Annotated in this window: 15 protein-coding genes; 9 read left to right on the top strand and 6 right to left on the bottom strand. The window is 70.3% G+C overall.

Translation table 11 applies throughout. The annotated features are described in order from the left end of the window. Positions 1–7: 7 nt before the first annotated feature. Positions 8–208: a hypothetical protein gene (locus ACIPSE_RS39245; RefSeq protein WP_401672809.1), complete on the top strand. Its 201-nt coding sequence runs from the start codon at positions 8–10 to the stop codon at positions 206–208. A gap of 108 nt (positions 209–316) precedes the next feature. Here the strand turns inward: ACIPSE_RS39245 and ACIPSE_RS39240 are convergent, their stop codons facing one another. Beyond that, entirely contained in the window at positions 317–1,174 is an 858-nt protein-coding gene (locus tag ACIPSE_RS39240) for an SGNH/GDSL hydrolase family protein (RefSeq protein WP_401673026.1), read from the bottom strand. A gap of 333 nt (positions 1,175–1,507) precedes the next feature. Between ACIPSE_RS39240 and ACIPSE_RS39235 the strand changes: the two genes are divergently transcribed. From ACIPSE_RS39235 to ACIPSE_RS39220, 4 genes are all read left to right on the top strand, one after another. Then, complete coding sequence (locus ACIPSE_RS39235; RefSeq protein WP_401672807.1) at positions 1,508–1,954, top strand: VOC family protein; 447 nt, start codon at positions 1,508–1,510, stop codon at positions 1,952–1,954. Between the two features lie 113 nt (positions 1,955–2,067). Next, positions 2,068–3,504 carry a dihydrolipoyl dehydrogenase family protein gene (locus ACIPSE_RS39230; RefSeq protein WP_401672805.1) on the top strand — a complete coding sequence of 479 codons (1,437 nt, stop codon included), beginning with the start codon at positions 2,068–2,070 and terminating at the stop codon, positions 3,502–3,504. After that, entirely contained in the window at positions 3,501–4,118 is a 618-nt protein-coding gene (locus ACIPSE_RS39225) for a GPP34 family phosphoprotein (protein WP_401672803.1), read from the top strand. The genes ACIPSE_RS39230 and ACIPSE_RS39225 overlap by 4 nt, the downstream gene beginning before the upstream one ends. A gap of 173 nt (positions 4,119–4,291) precedes the next feature. After that, the gene (locus ACIPSE_RS39220; RefSeq protein ID WP_401672801.1) at positions 4,292–5,155 is read left to right on the top strand and encodes an LLM class flavin-dependent oxidoreductase; all 864 of its coding nucleotides are present in this window, start codon (positions 4,292–4,294) and stop codon (positions 5,153–5,155) included. A gap of 156 nt (positions 5,156–5,311) precedes the next feature. Here the strand turns inward: ACIPSE_RS39220 and ACIPSE_RS39215 are convergent, their stop codons facing one another. From ACIPSE_RS39215 to ACIPSE_RS39205, 3 genes are all read right to left on the bottom strand, one after another. Next, the gene (locus ACIPSE_RS39215) at positions 5,312–5,872 is read right to left on the bottom strand and encodes a hypothetical protein (RefSeq protein WP_401672798.1); all 561 of its coding nucleotides are present in this window, start codon (positions 5,870–5,872) and stop codon (positions 5,312–5,314) included. A 297-nt stretch (positions 5,873–6,169) separates the two neighbouring features. After that, entirely contained in the window at positions 6,170–6,934 is a 765-nt protein-coding gene (locus ACIPSE_RS39210) for an MBL fold metallo-hydrolase (protein ID WP_401672796.1), read from the bottom strand. A 170-nt stretch (positions 6,935–7,104) separates the two neighbouring features. Continuing rightward, entirely contained in the window at positions 7,105–7,836 is a 732-nt protein-coding gene (locus tag ACIPSE_RS39205; RefSeq protein ID WP_401672793.1) for a YbaB/EbfC family nucleoid-associated protein, read from the bottom strand. Positions 7,837–8,248: 412 nt separating this feature from the next. Here ACIPSE_RS39205 and ACIPSE_RS39200 point away from each other — a divergent pair, with 412 nt between their 5' ends. The 3 genes from ACIPSE_RS39200 (at position 8,249) to ACIPSE_RS39190 (ending at position 10,740) form a co-directional block, all read left to right on the top strand. Beyond that, entirely contained in the window at positions 8,249–8,647 is a 399-nt protein-coding gene (locus ACIPSE_RS39200; RefSeq protein ID WP_401672791.1) for a 6-pyruvoyl trahydropterin synthase family protein, read from the top strand. Positions 8,648–9,142: 495 nt separating this feature from the next. Further along, entirely contained in the window at positions 9,143–9,661 is a 519-nt protein-coding gene (locus ACIPSE_RS39195) for a sigma-70 family RNA polymerase sigma factor (protein ID WP_401672788.1), read from the top strand. Between the two features lie 152 nt (positions 9,662–9,813). After that, complete coding sequence (locus ACIPSE_RS39190) at positions 9,814–10,740, top strand: helix-turn-helix domain-containing protein (RefSeq protein WP_401672785.1); 927 nt, start codon at positions 9,814–9,816, stop codon at positions 10,738–10,740. Positions 10,741–10,743: 3 nt separating this feature from the next. On the opposite strand, the gene ACIPSE_RS39185 is transcribed toward ACIPSE_RS39190, so the two are convergent. Both ACIPSE_RS39185 and ACIPSE_RS39180 read right to left on the bottom strand, forming a co-directional pair. Continuing rightward, positions 10,744–11,334 (bottom strand): flavoprotein, encoded by a 591-nt coding sequence (locus ACIPSE_RS39185; RefSeq protein ID WP_401672782.1) that lies wholly within the window; start codon positions 11,332–11,334, stop codon positions 10,744–10,746. A gap of 172 nt (positions 11,335–11,506) precedes the next feature. Then, on the bottom strand, positions 11,507–13,693 hold the full coding sequence (locus ACIPSE_RS39180; protein ID WP_401672780.1) for a BTAD domain-containing putative transcriptional regulator: 2,187 nt from the start codon (positions 13,691–13,693) through the stop codon (positions 11,507–11,509). A gap of 782 nt (positions 13,694–14,475) precedes the next feature. Between ACIPSE_RS39180 and ACIPSE_RS39175 the strand changes: the two genes are divergently transcribed. After that, the gene (locus ACIPSE_RS39175) at positions 14,476–15,138 is read left to right on the top strand and encodes a hypothetical protein (protein WP_401672777.1); all 663 of its coding nucleotides are present in this window, start codon (positions 14,476–14,478) and stop codon (positions 15,136–15,138) included. The last annotated feature ends 52 nt before the right edge of the window (positions 15,139–15,190 follow it).

The raw sequence follows: 15,190 nt of genomic DNA, 5'->3' as shown, positions 1-15,190 counted from the left end.
GCAGGACATGGTCTCCCTGACGCACACCCGCCTACGGCTCGCCAAGTCCCGTCGTCCGGCCCGCCGGCACATCGCCGCCGCCGAGCAGCCCTCCCTCGGCGAGGCACACCCGGAACAGCACGACCTGCCGACGCAGGCACAGGTGTGGAACTGGACGGAGAGCGCGGTGCTGGGCGGGTACGGCCCCGCGGCCTCCAGCTTCCTGTGACGAGGACGAGGACGAGGACGAGCCCGGGCTCCGACTCGGAGTCCGGGCTCGAAAAGACCGGTCCGGCGGTGGAGCGTGCCGGACCGGTCATCCGCCCAGCGGCGAACGTCAGTGGTGACGCGCGAGAACACCCTCGACAGCGGTGGCCATCGCGCTCTCACCCACGGCGTTGGGGTGCACCGGCGCGGCCGGCGTCTCCGGGGCGAACGTCTCGATCCACCGCTCGCCGGTCGGCTTGCAGAGGTCGTGACCGACGGTCGGCGTGTACGTGTTCACGTACTTCGCGCCGCCGTGCCGGGCCTCGCGGGCCAGCATGGCGTTGAGTTCCTTCTCCTTGTCACGCAGCCAGGCGAAGTCACCCATGGCCAACGGCACGGTCTTGCTGGTGCAGCCCACGCCGTCGTCCGGGAAGAGGTCGGGGTAGCCGACCACCACGACACGGGCGTGCGGCGCCCGCTTGTGGATGCCGCGCAGCACCTGGGCCACCTTCGGTCCGGTCTGCGCGACGGCGTCCGTGATCCGGTCCGTGCCGGTGGCCGTGAAGTGGCTCTGGCACGGGGTGCCCGCGGGGTCGCCGGAGGTGAGCTGGGCACAGGTGCCCAGCACCGTCGAGAAGCCGATGTCGTTGCCACCGATGGTGAGGGTGACCAGGTCGGTGCCCCGGTCGAGGGCATCGAGCTGCGGCGCCACGCCGTCGCTCTGCGCGGCCGTCATGTCCTCGGTCGTGGCACCCGCACAGCTGACGTCGGTCAGGGACGCGGAACGCGACTGCGCCACCAGCGAGGGGTAGTTCCGGCTGGAGCGCAGACAGGTCGCGTCGACCTGCGTGGGCACGACCGGCGCCGAGGCGTAGGAGTCGCCGAGAGCGACGTAGTCCACCCGGTGCCGGTTCTCCGTGGCCGTGCTCGCCGCGGCCGTTCCGGCCGGGGCGAGGGCCGCCCCGGCGGAGAGGAGCGCGGCACCCACCGTGAGAGCGCGTCCGGCGCGGGAGGTGGGAAAGAGTCTTCTCAAGATCTGTCCTTCCGTGATCGGTCGAGGGGCAGAGCGCCCCGACATTCACACGTATCCCAAGGCCGTCAGGTGTCCGTCGCCACGGTCACGAATCGGTCACCGCCGTTGAGTACGGCCGACACATCACACCGTCAGGTGACTGATGCCGCACATGTCCGCCTCGATCGAGACTGCATGCACACCCGAGCAGACCTGAAGCCCGAGCAGACCTGAAGTCATGAACGACCACCACGAGCCACACATGACACATGACACATCACACACCTCACCGAAGGCGAGATCCCAGCCATGGACATGAAGCTCGAAGTCGTCATCCTGCCCGTCGGCGACGTGGACCGCGCCAAGGGCTTCTACGTGGAGCAGCTCGGCTGGCGCCTCGACGCCGACTTCCCGATCCACGACGGCTACCGGATCGTGCAGGTCACCCCGCCCGGTTCGGAGTGCTCGATCATCTTCGGGGAGGGCCTCACCCGGCAGGAGGCGGGCACGCTGCACGGCCTTCAGCTGACCGTCACCGACATCGTCAAGGCCAAGGAGGAGCTGACCTCCCACGGTGTCGAGGTCGACGGTCCGTTCCGCGACGAGACCGGAGCCTTCCACCACGCCGGTGACACCCACCGGGTGCCCGGGCCGCATCCCGAGCGGGCCAGCTACGGCACCTTCGCCGCCTTCAAGGACCTCGACGGCAACGAGTGGTTCCTCCAGGAGGTCACCGAGCGCGCCCCCGGCCGCTGAGACCAGGCCCGCCCCGACCTACGACAGCCGCCCGACCGGCATCCGCCTGACCCCAACATCCGCCCGATCGGCACTCGTCCGACCAGCAACGTCCACCGAAGGACACCAGACACATGACGACCGAGAACATTCGCACCTACGACGTCATAGTGATCGGCGCAGGCCCGGTCGGCGAGAACGTCGCGGACCGCACCACCGCCGCGGGCCTGAGCACCGTCATCATCGAGAGCGAACTGGCGGGCGGCGAGTGCTCGTACTGGGCCTGTGACCCCAGCAAGGCCCTGCTGCGCCCCGTGCTGACGCGCGCCGACGCCCTGCACGTCCCTGGCATCGACCCCGCCGTCAAGAACCCCCTCGACACCGAGGCCGTCCTGGCGCACCGCAACCGCGTCGCCTCCGACTGGAAGGACGACGGCCAGGTCGAGTGGATCGAGTCGGCCGGCATCGACCTGCTGCGTGGCCACGGACGCCTGGCGGGGGAGCGGGAGGTGACCGTGGAGACCGTGCAGGGCGAGACGGTCCGTCTGCGCGCCCGGCACGCCGTCGCCGTCTGCACCGGCACCCGCGCGGCCCTGCCCCCGCTGCCCGGCATCGAGGATCTGCGGCCCTGGACCAGCCGCGAGGCCACCAGCGCCCAGCGGGCACCGGAACGCCTCGTGATCGTCGGCGCCGGAGTCGTGGGCGTCGAGATGGCCACCGCCTGGCAGGGCCTGGGCAGCCGGGTCACCCTGCTCGCCCGGGAGAACGGGCTGCTGCCGCGGATGGAGCCCTTCGCGGGCGAGTTGGTCACCGAGCGACTGCGCGAGGCCGGCGCGGACGTCCGCTTCGGGGTCTCCGTCGTCGGCGCGCGGCGAGTGGGCGACGAGGTCCTGGTCAGGCTGTCGGACGGCGGAGAGATCACCGCCGACGAGATCCTGTTCGCCACCGGCCGCGCCCCGCGCTCGGCCGACATCGGGCTCGACACCGTGGGGCTGAAGCCGGGCGACTGGATCGCCACCGATGACAGCCTGACCGTCACCGAGGTGCCCGGGAACTGGCTGTACGCCGTCGGCGACGTCAACCGCCGGGCCCTGTACACCCATCAGGGCAAGTACCAGGCCCGTCTCGCCGGGGCCGTGATCGGCGCCCGGGCCCGCGGCGAGCGGCTGGACACCGGGCGTTGGGCCCCGCACAGCAGCACGGCCGACCTCGAAGCCGTCCCCGGTGTGGTCTTCACCGACCCCGAGGTCGCCGCCGTGGGACTGACCGTCCAGGAGGCCGAGCGCACCGGCCGCACCGTCGAGGTCGTCGACTACGAACTCGGCCATGTCGGCGGCGCGCATCTGTACCGCACCGACTACAAGGGCAGGGCCCGGATCCTCGTCGACCCGGACCGCCAGGTCGTCGTGGGCGCCACCTTCGCCGGCCCCGGCGTCAGCGAACTGCTGTACTCGGCCACCGTCGTCATCACCGGCGAGGTGCCCATCGACCGCCTCTGGCACGCCGTACCCGCGTTCCCGACCATCAGCGAGGTGTGGCTGCGCCTGCTGGAGACGAGGAGGGACTCATGACCACCGCACGCGACCTCACGCTCATCGCCCTGGGTCTGCCGGCCGGCCATTCCGTGGAGCAGGGCGACCTGTCCCTCGCGCTCGCCGGCGCGGAGGCGGTCGACCTCCTGGACCACGGCGCACTGACCCTGGACGGCGACCGCCTGGTGCCCGGCCCTCCGGTGGAGACCGGTGACGCCCTGCTGGACCAGGCGGCTGCCGCGCTCTCCCCGCAGGAGCCGTACGAGACGGTCGACGCCTGGCTGTGGCGCCGCGGCAGCGAGCTCGCCGCCGCCTACGCCGACGACCTGAAGCGGGCCGGGCTCCTCACCCACCGGACGGGACACGGCCTTCATCTGCCGTTCTCGGCGGCCACGCAGACCGGTTCACCGGCCGATTCGCCCGCCAGGCGCGCGGCGGAGGAACGCAGGACGTCCGGGGAACCCGTCCTCACCGCCCTGCTCGTGGCGGCGGGTGTCGGTGACGCCCCCTCGGACATCCCCGACAGCCCTCTGGAGGACGCGGTCACCACCGTGCTGGCCGCCGTCGGCGACGCGGTGACACAGCTGGAGGCCGTACGACTGCGGCAGGGCATCGAGGACGCGGCGTTCGACAACGTGTGGCGGGGCTACTGAGCTCTCCGGGGAGCCCATCCACGCGGACACATGTGGGAGGTACCGGTCGTGCCTCTCGCATGCCCTTCCGCCGCGCCGGGGTGAACCTTTTCGCCCCGGGCATCCGTGGAGGAAGCAGGAACGGAGGGGAGCCCGGGCGGGAGACACGCACGAGGCGGCCCTGTGATGAGGAGATGCGCGCAGTGAAGATCGGCATAGGGCTTCCCAACCAGATCCGCGACGTCCGACCCGATGTCGTCCCGGCCTGGGCCAGGAACGCGGAGGAGGCCGGGTTCAGTTCACTCGGCTCGCTCGGGCGTATCGCCTACCCCGGCGTCATGGACACCGTCGCCCTCGCCGCGGCGGCGGGCGCCACACAGCGGATCGGCCTCATCAGCACGCTGCTGCTGGCCCCCGTGTGGCCGCCGGTCCTGCTGGCCAAGGAGGTCGCGGGGATCGACGCGGTCTCCGGCGGCCGGCTCACGCTCGGTCTCGGACTGGGCGGCCGTGCCGACGACTTCGTGGTGGACGGCCTCGGCCCGCGCGGCACCGGAAAGCGACTGGACCAGGACATCGAGACCTACCGCAGTGTCTGGCGCGGCGAGATCCCGCCCGGCTGCGACAACCCGGCCGTGCCTGAGGGCACCCGTGAGGTACCGCTGCTCTTCGGCGGCATGGCGCAGGTGTCGTTCGACCGCGTCGCCAGGGCGGGCCAGGGATACATCGGCCCGTCGGCGGCACCCGGGCTCATCGCCCCGCTCTTCGACCGCGCCCGCGCGGCCTGGCAGGAGGCCGGTCGCGCGGGCGCGCCCCACCTCGTTGCTCTCGCGTACTACGCCCTGGGGGACGAGGAGCGTGGCCGGGCCAACGTCCATGACTACTACCTGCCGGCCGGGCCCGAGGGAGCACGGGCGAGGGCCGCCGAGGTGAGCGGGGGAGCGGACGCCGTACGCACGACGGTCAAGGCTTACGAGGAACTCGGCGTCGACGAACTCATCCTCATCCCGACCGTCGACGACCTCGACGAGGTGGCGCGGCTGGCGGACGTGGTCCTGTAGCCGACGGGCGCGGCCTCGTGAAGGAGGAGCTCCGGGACACCGCTCCCGGACACCTTCCCCGTCCCGCGTGCCGCACGGTGTCGCGTGCGGTGCGTACCGCTGACAGCCCGGACCGCTGACAGGCCGGACCGCACCTCGCGGGACGGGAGACGGGTGTCAGCCGGCCGCCGCGCTCCGGTCCACCAGGGTGTACATGACGGAGCGCTGCTGCTTGTGCCGCTGGATGAGACCTTTCGCGACCAGCGACTCAAGGGTGTTGCGCACCACCTGAGGTGTGGGGTTGCGGTCCGGGTGCTTCTTCAGCAGCTCGTCCCGCAGTTCCTTCGCCAGACGCGGCTCGTCGTACTTGGCGAGCAACTGCGCGAGCAGGTCACCGAGCAGGGGCTGGCGCGACTTCCCCTTCGCGCCGGCCGCCGCCGAGCTGCTCACCGCAGGTGCCTTGGCCGGTGCCGGGCGCCGCGAAGTGGCCTTGGCGGGCGTCCGCTTCGCCTTCGTGACGACCGGCTCGTCCTGCAACTGCTCGGGCAGCCGGGAGGCGTCCGCGAAACCCTCGTACCGCTCGGCGAGGTTGAGGATGTCCGCGAGGAGGGCCTCCTCCTGCTTCAGCACCGTGATCTTCTCGGCCAGCTCTTGCTGTCGCCGACGGTTCTCCTCCAAGTCCGACGCGGCCTGCTCTACGTACCGCGACCGGAGCGTGGCGGCTGACTGGCTGGTCACAACCGTTCACTCCCTCGATATGGATGTTTCTGCGCATGGTACCCATGCCGGGGGCGCCGTGCGGATAAGTGTCAACGCCAGACGGTTCGTCCGGCATGTTCACTCTTCACGATAAGCGCTGATGTGCCTGCGCATACGGCAAGCACCAGCTTTTCTTGGACCTCCCGAGGCCTGCGGACGTCACTCTCACGAGGTGCCCTCCGAACATACTGCCCGGTAAGTATCTCGTCGAACCGCTCCGCATGATCCCTCGGCCAGAGCGGTGTGAGATATGGCCGAGCCCAGGGGCGGGGACGTTCAGCGGGCGGCGTGCTCACGGGCGGTCAGCACGGCCTCCTTGACCGACCCGTGGTGAACGGGGCCGTGGCCGGGCAGGACGATGCCCGCGTCCAACTCCTCGATCACGGACAGGGAGTCGAGAGCCCGCGCCCGGTCGGTGTGGAACATGTCCGGCAGCAGCTGCGGTCCGCTGAACCGCGAGGTGGGATGCGCCGTCACCAGGGCGTCACCGCTGATCAGGATCCCGCTGCCGGGCAGGTAGTAGGCGCTGTGGCCCTTGGTGTGCCCCGGCGTGTGCACGGGTACCGGCGATCCGGGCAGGTCCAGGGCGTCCGACACAGGGAACGCCGCGGGCTCGCAGACGGGCACATGGGTGGTCCCGCCGGCCCGCAGCGCGTGGACGGCCCAGGGGAGCACACCCGGCCGCCATGCCTGAGCCAGCACCTGTCCGACGGACACCTGGTCGAGGAAGTCACGACGGGCGTGCGGCACCTCCTCCTCGTGCATGAGGACCGGCACGTCGTACAGGGCACGCAGGTGCTCGGCCGTGCCGATATGGTCGTTGTGCGCGTGCGTGACCAGGACAGCGGCCACGGAGCGCGGGTTGAGCCCGACCACTGACAGCGAGGCCAGCAGCGCGTCACGGTCGCCCGGATAGCCCGTGTCGACGAGCGTGCAGCTGTCACCGTCCCTGACGATGATCCAGTTGGTGTTGCTGCCGGACACCGTGAAGACATTGCTCTCGACGCGGACGACGTCGCTCTCCTGCAGAAGCCTCGGCACGGTCGTTGACATCCTCTCGTTGTGGTGGGACTTCGAGCACACTCCGTCACGCCGACGAAGGCTCACACCTGGGCCGAGGACGAGGGTTCTGCCGACAAACCTACCTGAGAGCGTACGAGAGTGGACGGGGCCTTCGGATGCCGGGCAACCCAACACACGTGTGACAGTTGTCAGGCGGACTCCGCGGTTGCCCCGGCGCCTCTCCCCGGCCGCTCCAGCGCCCCCGCGCATCCGCACACAGGGGGACCGCAGGGGTCGCTCACCGCGGCGCACACGGAGTTGCGCAGCGCCAGGACGGCCTCGCGCAGCTCCGCCGGCACAGAAGCGTGCGCGGAGCCGGACCGCGTTCCGAAGCGGCCGCGACCCCACAGCGGTCCCTGGGCCCGCGACCTCGACGTCTCCACCACCCCCGCCCCGGCGTCCCACGCACCCACCGCGCCGCCGGTCTTCACCACGCCGGACTCACGCACCGGGCCGGGGCCGGACGTCAGCGCGCGCGCCTCCCGCACCAGCCGACGCCAGCACCACGACGGAGAGTCCAGGGCCGCGTCCGCCGCGCTCCGGTCGTCCCAGGGCAGGGACCGCGCCGACGGGGGCAGGGGGAACGCGGCGGCTGCCATGACGGCGGCGACGCGGGCCGTGACCTCGGCGCGTGCCGTCGTCAGCGCCTCCAGGACGCTGTCACCGAGCTGCGCGGACGCCATCTCGCGGAACCGCCGGTCGATGAAGCGGACCCCCACCGCACGGCCGTCGGAGCCCACCGTGACCTCCACGACACCGTCCTTGGAACACGTCGTGACCGACAGCGCCCTCATCTGTTCCCGGGCCCGGATGAGAGCTCCGTACTGCTCGGCGAAGTCAGCCAGGGCCCTCTCCAGACGGCTTCCCGGTGGCGTGTTCATCGTCCTCCTCTGCCGGTGAAGCCGGCCCCGGGCGGCTTGAACCGGAAACGGCCGGGCGGACCGAGTCACGGTCGGGACGACCCGCGGGTGACCGGGCACGTCCGGCCCGCACGAACCGCCCCTTTTCGAGCCCGCCCCACCGCTCCGACATCCTTGCCGCACGGGACCGGAAGGGGAAGAGGAAAGTTGTGCCGGGAGGCGACCCGGGCCGGTCCCTCCCGGCACATCAAGGACACGAGCGGCCCGCACATTTGGTTCACATGCCGCCCCAAAAGACCCACTCCGACCCGTACCCGGGGAACATCGGGCACCGGCCCGCGAGCCCCGGCGGAGCACGGCCGACGTCATACGTGCCCCCGGGTATGCTCCGGTGCCGCAGCCGTCGCACCGTATGCACGCACCTGGAGGACCCTTGTTCAGCATCACCGTCCGGGACCATCTGATGGTCGCCCACAGTTTCCGCGGCGAGGTCTTCGGCCCCGCCCAGCGGCTGCACGGGGCGACGTTCCTCGTGGACGCCACGTTCCGGCGCCCCGAGCTGGACGACGACAACATCGTCGTCGACATCGGCCTGGCGACCACGGAACTCGGCAAGGTGCTGGGCGAGTTCAACTACCGCAACCTCGACGACGTGGACCGGTTCGACGGGATCAACACCTCCACGGAGTTCCTGGCCAAGGTGGTGGCCGACCGTCTGGTCGAGGCGATCCATGCGGGGACGCTGGGGGAGGGCGCCCGGGGAATCCGTGAGGTGGCCGTGACCCTGCACGAGTCGCACATCGCGTGGGCCTCCTACGAACGCAGCGTGTGAGCCGCGTACGGGAGCCCGCGCCGTCCTGAGGGCGACGCGGGCTCCCGTCCTCTCCCGGCACCCACCGGGACCGTGTGCCGGGCGAACGATGCCGCACATGTTCCAGGGGGTCACCGAGTGGTCGCACTGTCCCCTCAATTGCCTTGAGTCGCCGCCGCTCACACATGTTTCTTCGGCAACGCGATTCAGCGTCGGGTCAAGGCGGCTCGACGCGGTCCCCGCACACGTGACAAAGGACTCACATCCTGTACTTGTTTGGATCCTGTCAGGAAAGGGTAAAACGCGATCTGGACAGCAAAACCCCTGGTGAAACGGGGAGTCGCAGCGCTGACCGGTTGACTCCGCGACATATGTGTCCGGCGGTCCCGGCCGCGACACTCGGACGACACAAATGCAGCATTCTTCTGGCACCCGCCGCTGCCTACAGTGCGAATACGGGGGTTACATCCGGCCTCCGGTCGCCGCACGAAGAGAACCAGGATGGTTCAGAACACTATGGCTACGCCCCTCACGGCTGGGTCCCGGTCCGATCTGCTCGGCGTCATCATGAGGGAACACCGGGACAGCCTTGTCTCGTACGCCGAGAAGATGCTGGGTGACCACGGACTCGCCGAGGACATCGTCCAGGAGACCATCATCCGGGCCTGGCGCAACAGCGACCGTCTGCTCGGTATGGACGGGTCGATCCGTGGCTGGCTCTTCACCGTGACCCGACACCTGGTCATCGACTGGGTGCGCAAGCCCCACGCGCGCAGAGAGGTCGTCGGAGTCACCTACACCGACCCCGTCTCGGGCGCCGACGGCACCGAGGGCGTGCACGACGCCCTCGTGGTCCGGCCGTTGCTGCGCAGGCTGTCTCCCGAGCACCGTGCCGTACTGGTCCACATCTATCTGTGCGATCGCAGCATCCACGAGACCGCAGGCATCCTCGGCGTACCCGCCGGCACCGTCAAGAGCCGCCAGCACAACGCCCTGCGCAAGCTGCGCAGCGTCGTACGGCCTGAGGCCGCCTAGTGCTGTGACGCGGACGTCACCCGAGCGGTGAGGCTGGGTCAACCCTTCCCCCGCTGGTTGCTGCGCGAGGAGCCGGTCGCCCACCCGAGCGCGGTGCACGGCGCCCGTACGACCGCGGGCGGCATCATGGACAGGTGAGTGAACGTGTGAACATGAGGTGGTCCAGCACGGAGGTCGAGGCCTGCGATGCCTTCAGCTACTGGGCTGACGTCGTCTGCGACACATTCGTGGGAGTCGCGGTGCGACCCAGGCCCGACGCGGCCTTCGAGGGGCACATCGACACGTCGGTCCTGCACGATGTCGCCTTCGCCTCACTGACCGCGGGCCCCCAGAAGGTGGCACGAACACGCCGCCTGATCGCACGGGACGACCGAGACGTCCTCCTCGCCAACGTCCAGTTGCGCGGCCGGGCCAGGCTGGAGCAGGACCAGCAGGTCGCGGTGCTCGGCCCCGGCTCCATGGCCTTCGTCGACAGTTCCCGCCCCTACGCGTTGGACTTCGCGGACGACTTCTCTCAACTGGTCGTGAAAATACCCAGAGAACGGCTGTCGCACCGCTCGCTGAGCGGTGCGACAGCCGTGGAGTTGGACGCCTCAGGACCCGGCGGAATCATCGCGGACTTCTTGATCAACCTCGACCGTCTGCACCGCACCGATGCCAGAGCTGCGACGGTGTTGCTGCCGCACGCCGTCGACCTGCTGGAGTCGGCCCTTGCCTGGGCCACGGACGTCGAGCTCCCACCGGCGTCGACGGCGTTGACGCGGGAACGCGTCCATCGCTTCGTCCGCCAGAACGTCACCGACCCCGATCTCCATGCCGCCACCGTGGCCGCGGCATGCCGGGTTTCGCGACGCACGATGTACAGAGCCCTGGCCGACGACGGTGAATCACTCACCGGGATGATCCGCAGGCTGCGTGTGTCACACGCCCAACGGCTGATGTCGGCACATCCCGAGTACGTCCTCTCCGCTGTGGCGCGGGCCTGCGGGTTCGGTGGCGAAGCACAACTGCACCGGGCCTTCAAAGCGGTGACGGGCATGACGCCCGGCATGTACCGGTCCCGATGCCGGGACAGCTAGCCATCAGGCCGCCGCGGGCCTGCCCTGCGGCATGAACTCCCGCATCAACTCGACGAACTGGGCCGGAGCAGGCGGCATGGGAGCCTTGACGAACTCCCTGAGGCCGACGTCGTAGCGCCGGCCCTGCTGGGGATCGACGACGTGATAGCCGTCCTGCCGGAGCTGTTCCACGTTACGGCGGACAGCGGGCTTGCCCCACATCTCGCCCGTCATCACGGGAAAGAACACCACAGGGAACTCCGCAGCACTGATCGTCGCGGTCAGCATGTTCGGCACGGCACCCGAAGCCACGGCGGAGAGCGTGTTGGCCGTGGCCGGCAGAACGGCCATCAGGTCATGCTCGGCCGCGAGGGTCGCGTGGTTCTCCTGCGCCCAGTCGTCGGGTGCGGCGCCGGTGACCACTCGGTCGGCGAACAGGCGCGTTGTGTGGGGCGGCAGGAAGGTCGCGGCGGTATGGGTCATCAGGACGGTGACAGTGCCCGTGAAGGTGGCGCGCAACGCGTTGACGTACGCCGGAAGAGTGGCCACCGCGGCTGAGCCGGTGGCGCCGATGAGCAGGCGCCCACCGAAGGTGGCGGTGTTGGTGCTGGTCATGACCAGATGATGCGGCCGGCTGCTCGGCGGAGTGTGACCATCCGTGCCGATGGCACTGACCATGCGTGCCACCAGAGGCGCCTCTCCGTGCCGTTCGGCCGGTCGAGCTGCGCCGCGCCGCCGGGAGCACGGCACCGCCGCTCGGCGCGCTGGTCTGCTCACTTCAGCCGGATCAGGGGCCCGTGGAGTCGAGGCACATCTCCAGTGCCGAGGTCAGCCGGCGGCGGAACGTCTCGCCGCGGGGGGAGTGGCTGAGGGAGCGTACGAGCTCCGGCAGCAGATACTGCTCGGCGACGATCCACTCCGCGGCCTCCGCCGGTCCGCTGAAGGACTGCGGCCGGACACCCGGCCGCGGCGGTGGAAGGACCACGGTGGTGCGGTGCGGCGCGAGCAGCTCCGTGGCCGCGTCGGCGCTGTACAGGTAGTGCTCGAACATCCGGGACAGTCCTTCGGAGCGTACTGTCGGGGCGTCCAGCAGCGAGCTCAGTTCCCTCGCGCAGGCCCGCAGCAGTTCATGGCATGTGTAGCGGCCGGCGGTCAGCTCGACGAGCAGGTGGTGGTCCATCAGCTCGGCCATGTCCTGGCGGGTCCTGCGCAGGCCGGTGCCGGCCAGGCTGGCCGCGGCCGGCAGGGTGATGTCCCGCGAGGGGTGCAGGCTGAGCAGCCGGAACAGCCGTGCGGCGCTGCTGCCCAGCGATTCGTAGGAACGGTGGAACGAACTGCGGGTGTTGGTGCGGGTGTCACGGCCGGACAGGACATCGAGACAGTCGTCGGCGTTCTGGAGCCTGGCCGCGAGTGAGGCCAGCGGAAAGCGCGGCTGCACCAGTGCCTGGGTGGCGGCCACGGCCAGCGCGAGCGGGAGTCCGCCGCACAGCTCCACGATCTCCACGGCGGCGGCGTGCTCGGCCCGGATCCGGTCGGTGCCCAGTCGCCGGTCGAGGAGTTCGAGACCTTCTTCGCGGGTCATCGGGTCCAGCGTGATGATCCGGGCGTTGTCCGTGACGGCCAGGCCCTCCAGCCGCCGCCTGCTGGTGATGATCGCCAGGCACCCCGGTGCGGCGGGCAGCAGCGGACGTACCTGCTCGCAGTCCTCCGCGTCGTCCAGGACGAGCAGCAGCCGGCGTCCGCCCAGAGCGCTGCGGTAGGCGGCGGCGAGCGCGGCGGCACTCGAGTGCGAACGGTCGGTCTCCACACCCAGGGCGCCGAGCACCTCGGCGATCGCCGCGGCCGGGTCGAGCGGGGGCAGGGACGAGTGGTGGCCCTGGAGGTCGACGTGGATCTGTCCGTCGGGGAAGTGTTCGGCGACCAGGTGACCCCAGTGCACGGCCAGCGTCGTCTTGCCGACTCCCGCCATGCCGCAGATGGCCGCGGTCGTCGTGGGCTGCCGGCACTCTCCTTGGAGCGGCAGCAGTTTCAGGCACTGGCTCAGCGCCTCTTGGCGGCCGGCGAACGAGACGCAGTCCGCGGGCAGTTGGGCCGGTCGGCCGGCCTCCAGGAGCCCGGCGGCGGCGCCCGCTTGACCGCGGGAGACCGCGCGTTGGAGCAAGTGCTGCTGGGCGGCGCGCAGTTCGGGGCCCGGTTCGACACCCAGCTCTTCGGCGAGTGCGCCACGAATCCTCTCGAACTGCTGAAGTGCCTCGGCCTGGCGGCCGGTGGCGGCGAGTGCGGCGATCACCCGGGAGTGCAGCGCCTCGTCGAAAGGGTGGCTCTGCACCGCCCGCCGCAGAACCGTCAGTACCTCCTCCGTCAGCGTGGGCGCCGCGGTCAGGACGGCGTCGGCCGCCTCCTTCACTGTGGCGACGAACTCGTGGCCGACCGAGGTGAACACCGGGTGTCGGGCCACCGTGGTGCCGGCGGCGACGGCGGGACCACGCCACAGCCGGAGGGCCTCGACGTAGTCCTCCGCCGCCTGCGCCGGGGTGCCGGCCCTCACCGCGAGCTGCGCCTGGGCGCGCAGATCGCGAAAGCGCAGGAGGTCCGAGGTCGAGGTGTCGGCCAGCAGGCGGTAGCCGTCGGCGGCGCGGACCAGGTGCGTGGCGTTGGTACGGCTGCGCAGCTGGGGTTCGAGTGTTCTGCGCAGGGCGCCGATGTGCCGGTGCACCACGTTGACGGCGCTGGTCGGCGGCTCGTCGTCCCAGAGGATGTCGACCGCCTCGCTCAGTGTGAGGGGGCCGGGTGCCCGCAGGAGCAGCAGGGCGAGCAGTGCCAGTCGCTTCGGGGGCCCCAGGTCGATCTCCGTGTCCCCGCGCTTCGCCTGTACGGTGCCGAGGACTGAGTAGCGCACTGTCGCGTCCATCTCGCGGCTGGCCTCGCTGTTTCTCTTCTGGTGCTGCTGGTCGCCCGTCCGGTCGGTCGTCACCGCGTCGGCGGGGGGACCGGGCCGTCTCCTCCCGGGGAGCTTGCTGCCAAGACCGCGAAGTGTAGCCATGTCTCGCGACATGTTTCTGCTACCGCGGCGGGGGGCCGGAATCGACGGACGCGGTTGTCCGGCAAGGGCTCGGTACGGAGATACATGTCATGGACCTCACGGAGAGACGCGGGGGTCACGGCGTGTGGGCGGGCCTGCCGCAGGAGTGCCGTCGTGGTGTGGGTGTCCGGCCGGGGGCCGGTGGCCGGCTGGGGCTTGCGGGTGCTCGGCAGGGGGCGGCTTGCCTCGTGAGCCGTCGCCGGGACGACGGGCGACGGTTTCGGGTGCCGTTCCCAGCGTCGTCGGCGGCATCCATCGGCGGATCGGTCTGATGACTTGGCACTTCCCCCGACTCCGTGATCCGTCTGCGTCGAATGACGGACCAGGTGCGCCGATGCACCCCTCCGGATGGCCGGAACGTCACCCTGGCAGGACTGACTGGGCATGTGCACCTCCCGGGAACAGTAACCGCCTTGACCGGTGACGACCGTCTCATGTGTGCTCGTCACCTGTCAAGGCGGTTACGTGGACAAGGGTGGGCCCGCGACGGTAGATCATGAGGTGGTCACATGCCGCCGGTCCGACGGTCCCGGATGACAAAGGTGTCTCCGACCACATGTGAACCCCGTGGTGGCCCGTTCCGTTCACTCTCATGACGGTTTCCACCGGCCGCGCGGCCGGACCGGCCCGGCTCGCGTCCCACGGGCCCCGACACTGGTGAGAGGAGGAGTGCCTTGTACGTCCTGGTGCCTGACGATCCGGTGTTCTTCGCACAGTTCCAGAGCCTGGAAGAGCCGCTCCTTCGACACCTCTACCGACTCCACTGCGCGGGCGCCGACTCCGACGACGAGCGGGTCATCTCGGACGCCTACGACAGCTGGGTGCAGGTTCTGCTGAAACTGCCGCTGTGGTCCCGCTGGAACACCGGGGACAACGCCACCGACCCCGTACCGCCCGACCGGGCCCAGTACGCCCTCTACAGCGCCCGCGGCCGTCAGCTGACGAGCCTCTACCCCCTTGAGCTGACGGCGGCCGACCTCGGCCACCTGACGGCCTGCCTCGATCTGTTCTCCGGCACCGACCGGGACCGCGGTGCCGTGGTGGGTCGGACGTACCTCGCACCGCAGGACCGGGAAGAGGGGCTCGCCGAGGTCCTGCGCCGCGTCATGGAGGTGCTGTTGCTGCCGCCGCCGCAGAGCTTGCTGGGCGTCTTGCGGGACATCGTGCCCCACCGGTCGGGCGTCCTGCGGGATGTCGTGCCCCACCGGTCGGTCGGCTCCGTCACCTTGCCCGAGCAGCAGGAGGCCGAGTACCGGCGCTTCTGCGAGGAGATCGTGACCATCCTCAGCTCGGGCGACACCTTCGCCTACCGCAGTCACCGGGCCATGTATCTCTGAGACACCTGAAAGGCTCGGCCGATGCAAAAGGTGTGAACCTTTCGGCCCGTCG

The sequence above is a fragment of the Streptomyces sp. NPDC090106 genome (genome assembly GCF_044747265.1).
Classification (GTDB): domain Bacteria; phylum Actinomycetota; class Actinomycetes; order Streptomycetales; family Streptomycetaceae; genus Streptomyces.
This window is presented reverse-complemented; position numbering and strand designations above follow the sequence as displayed.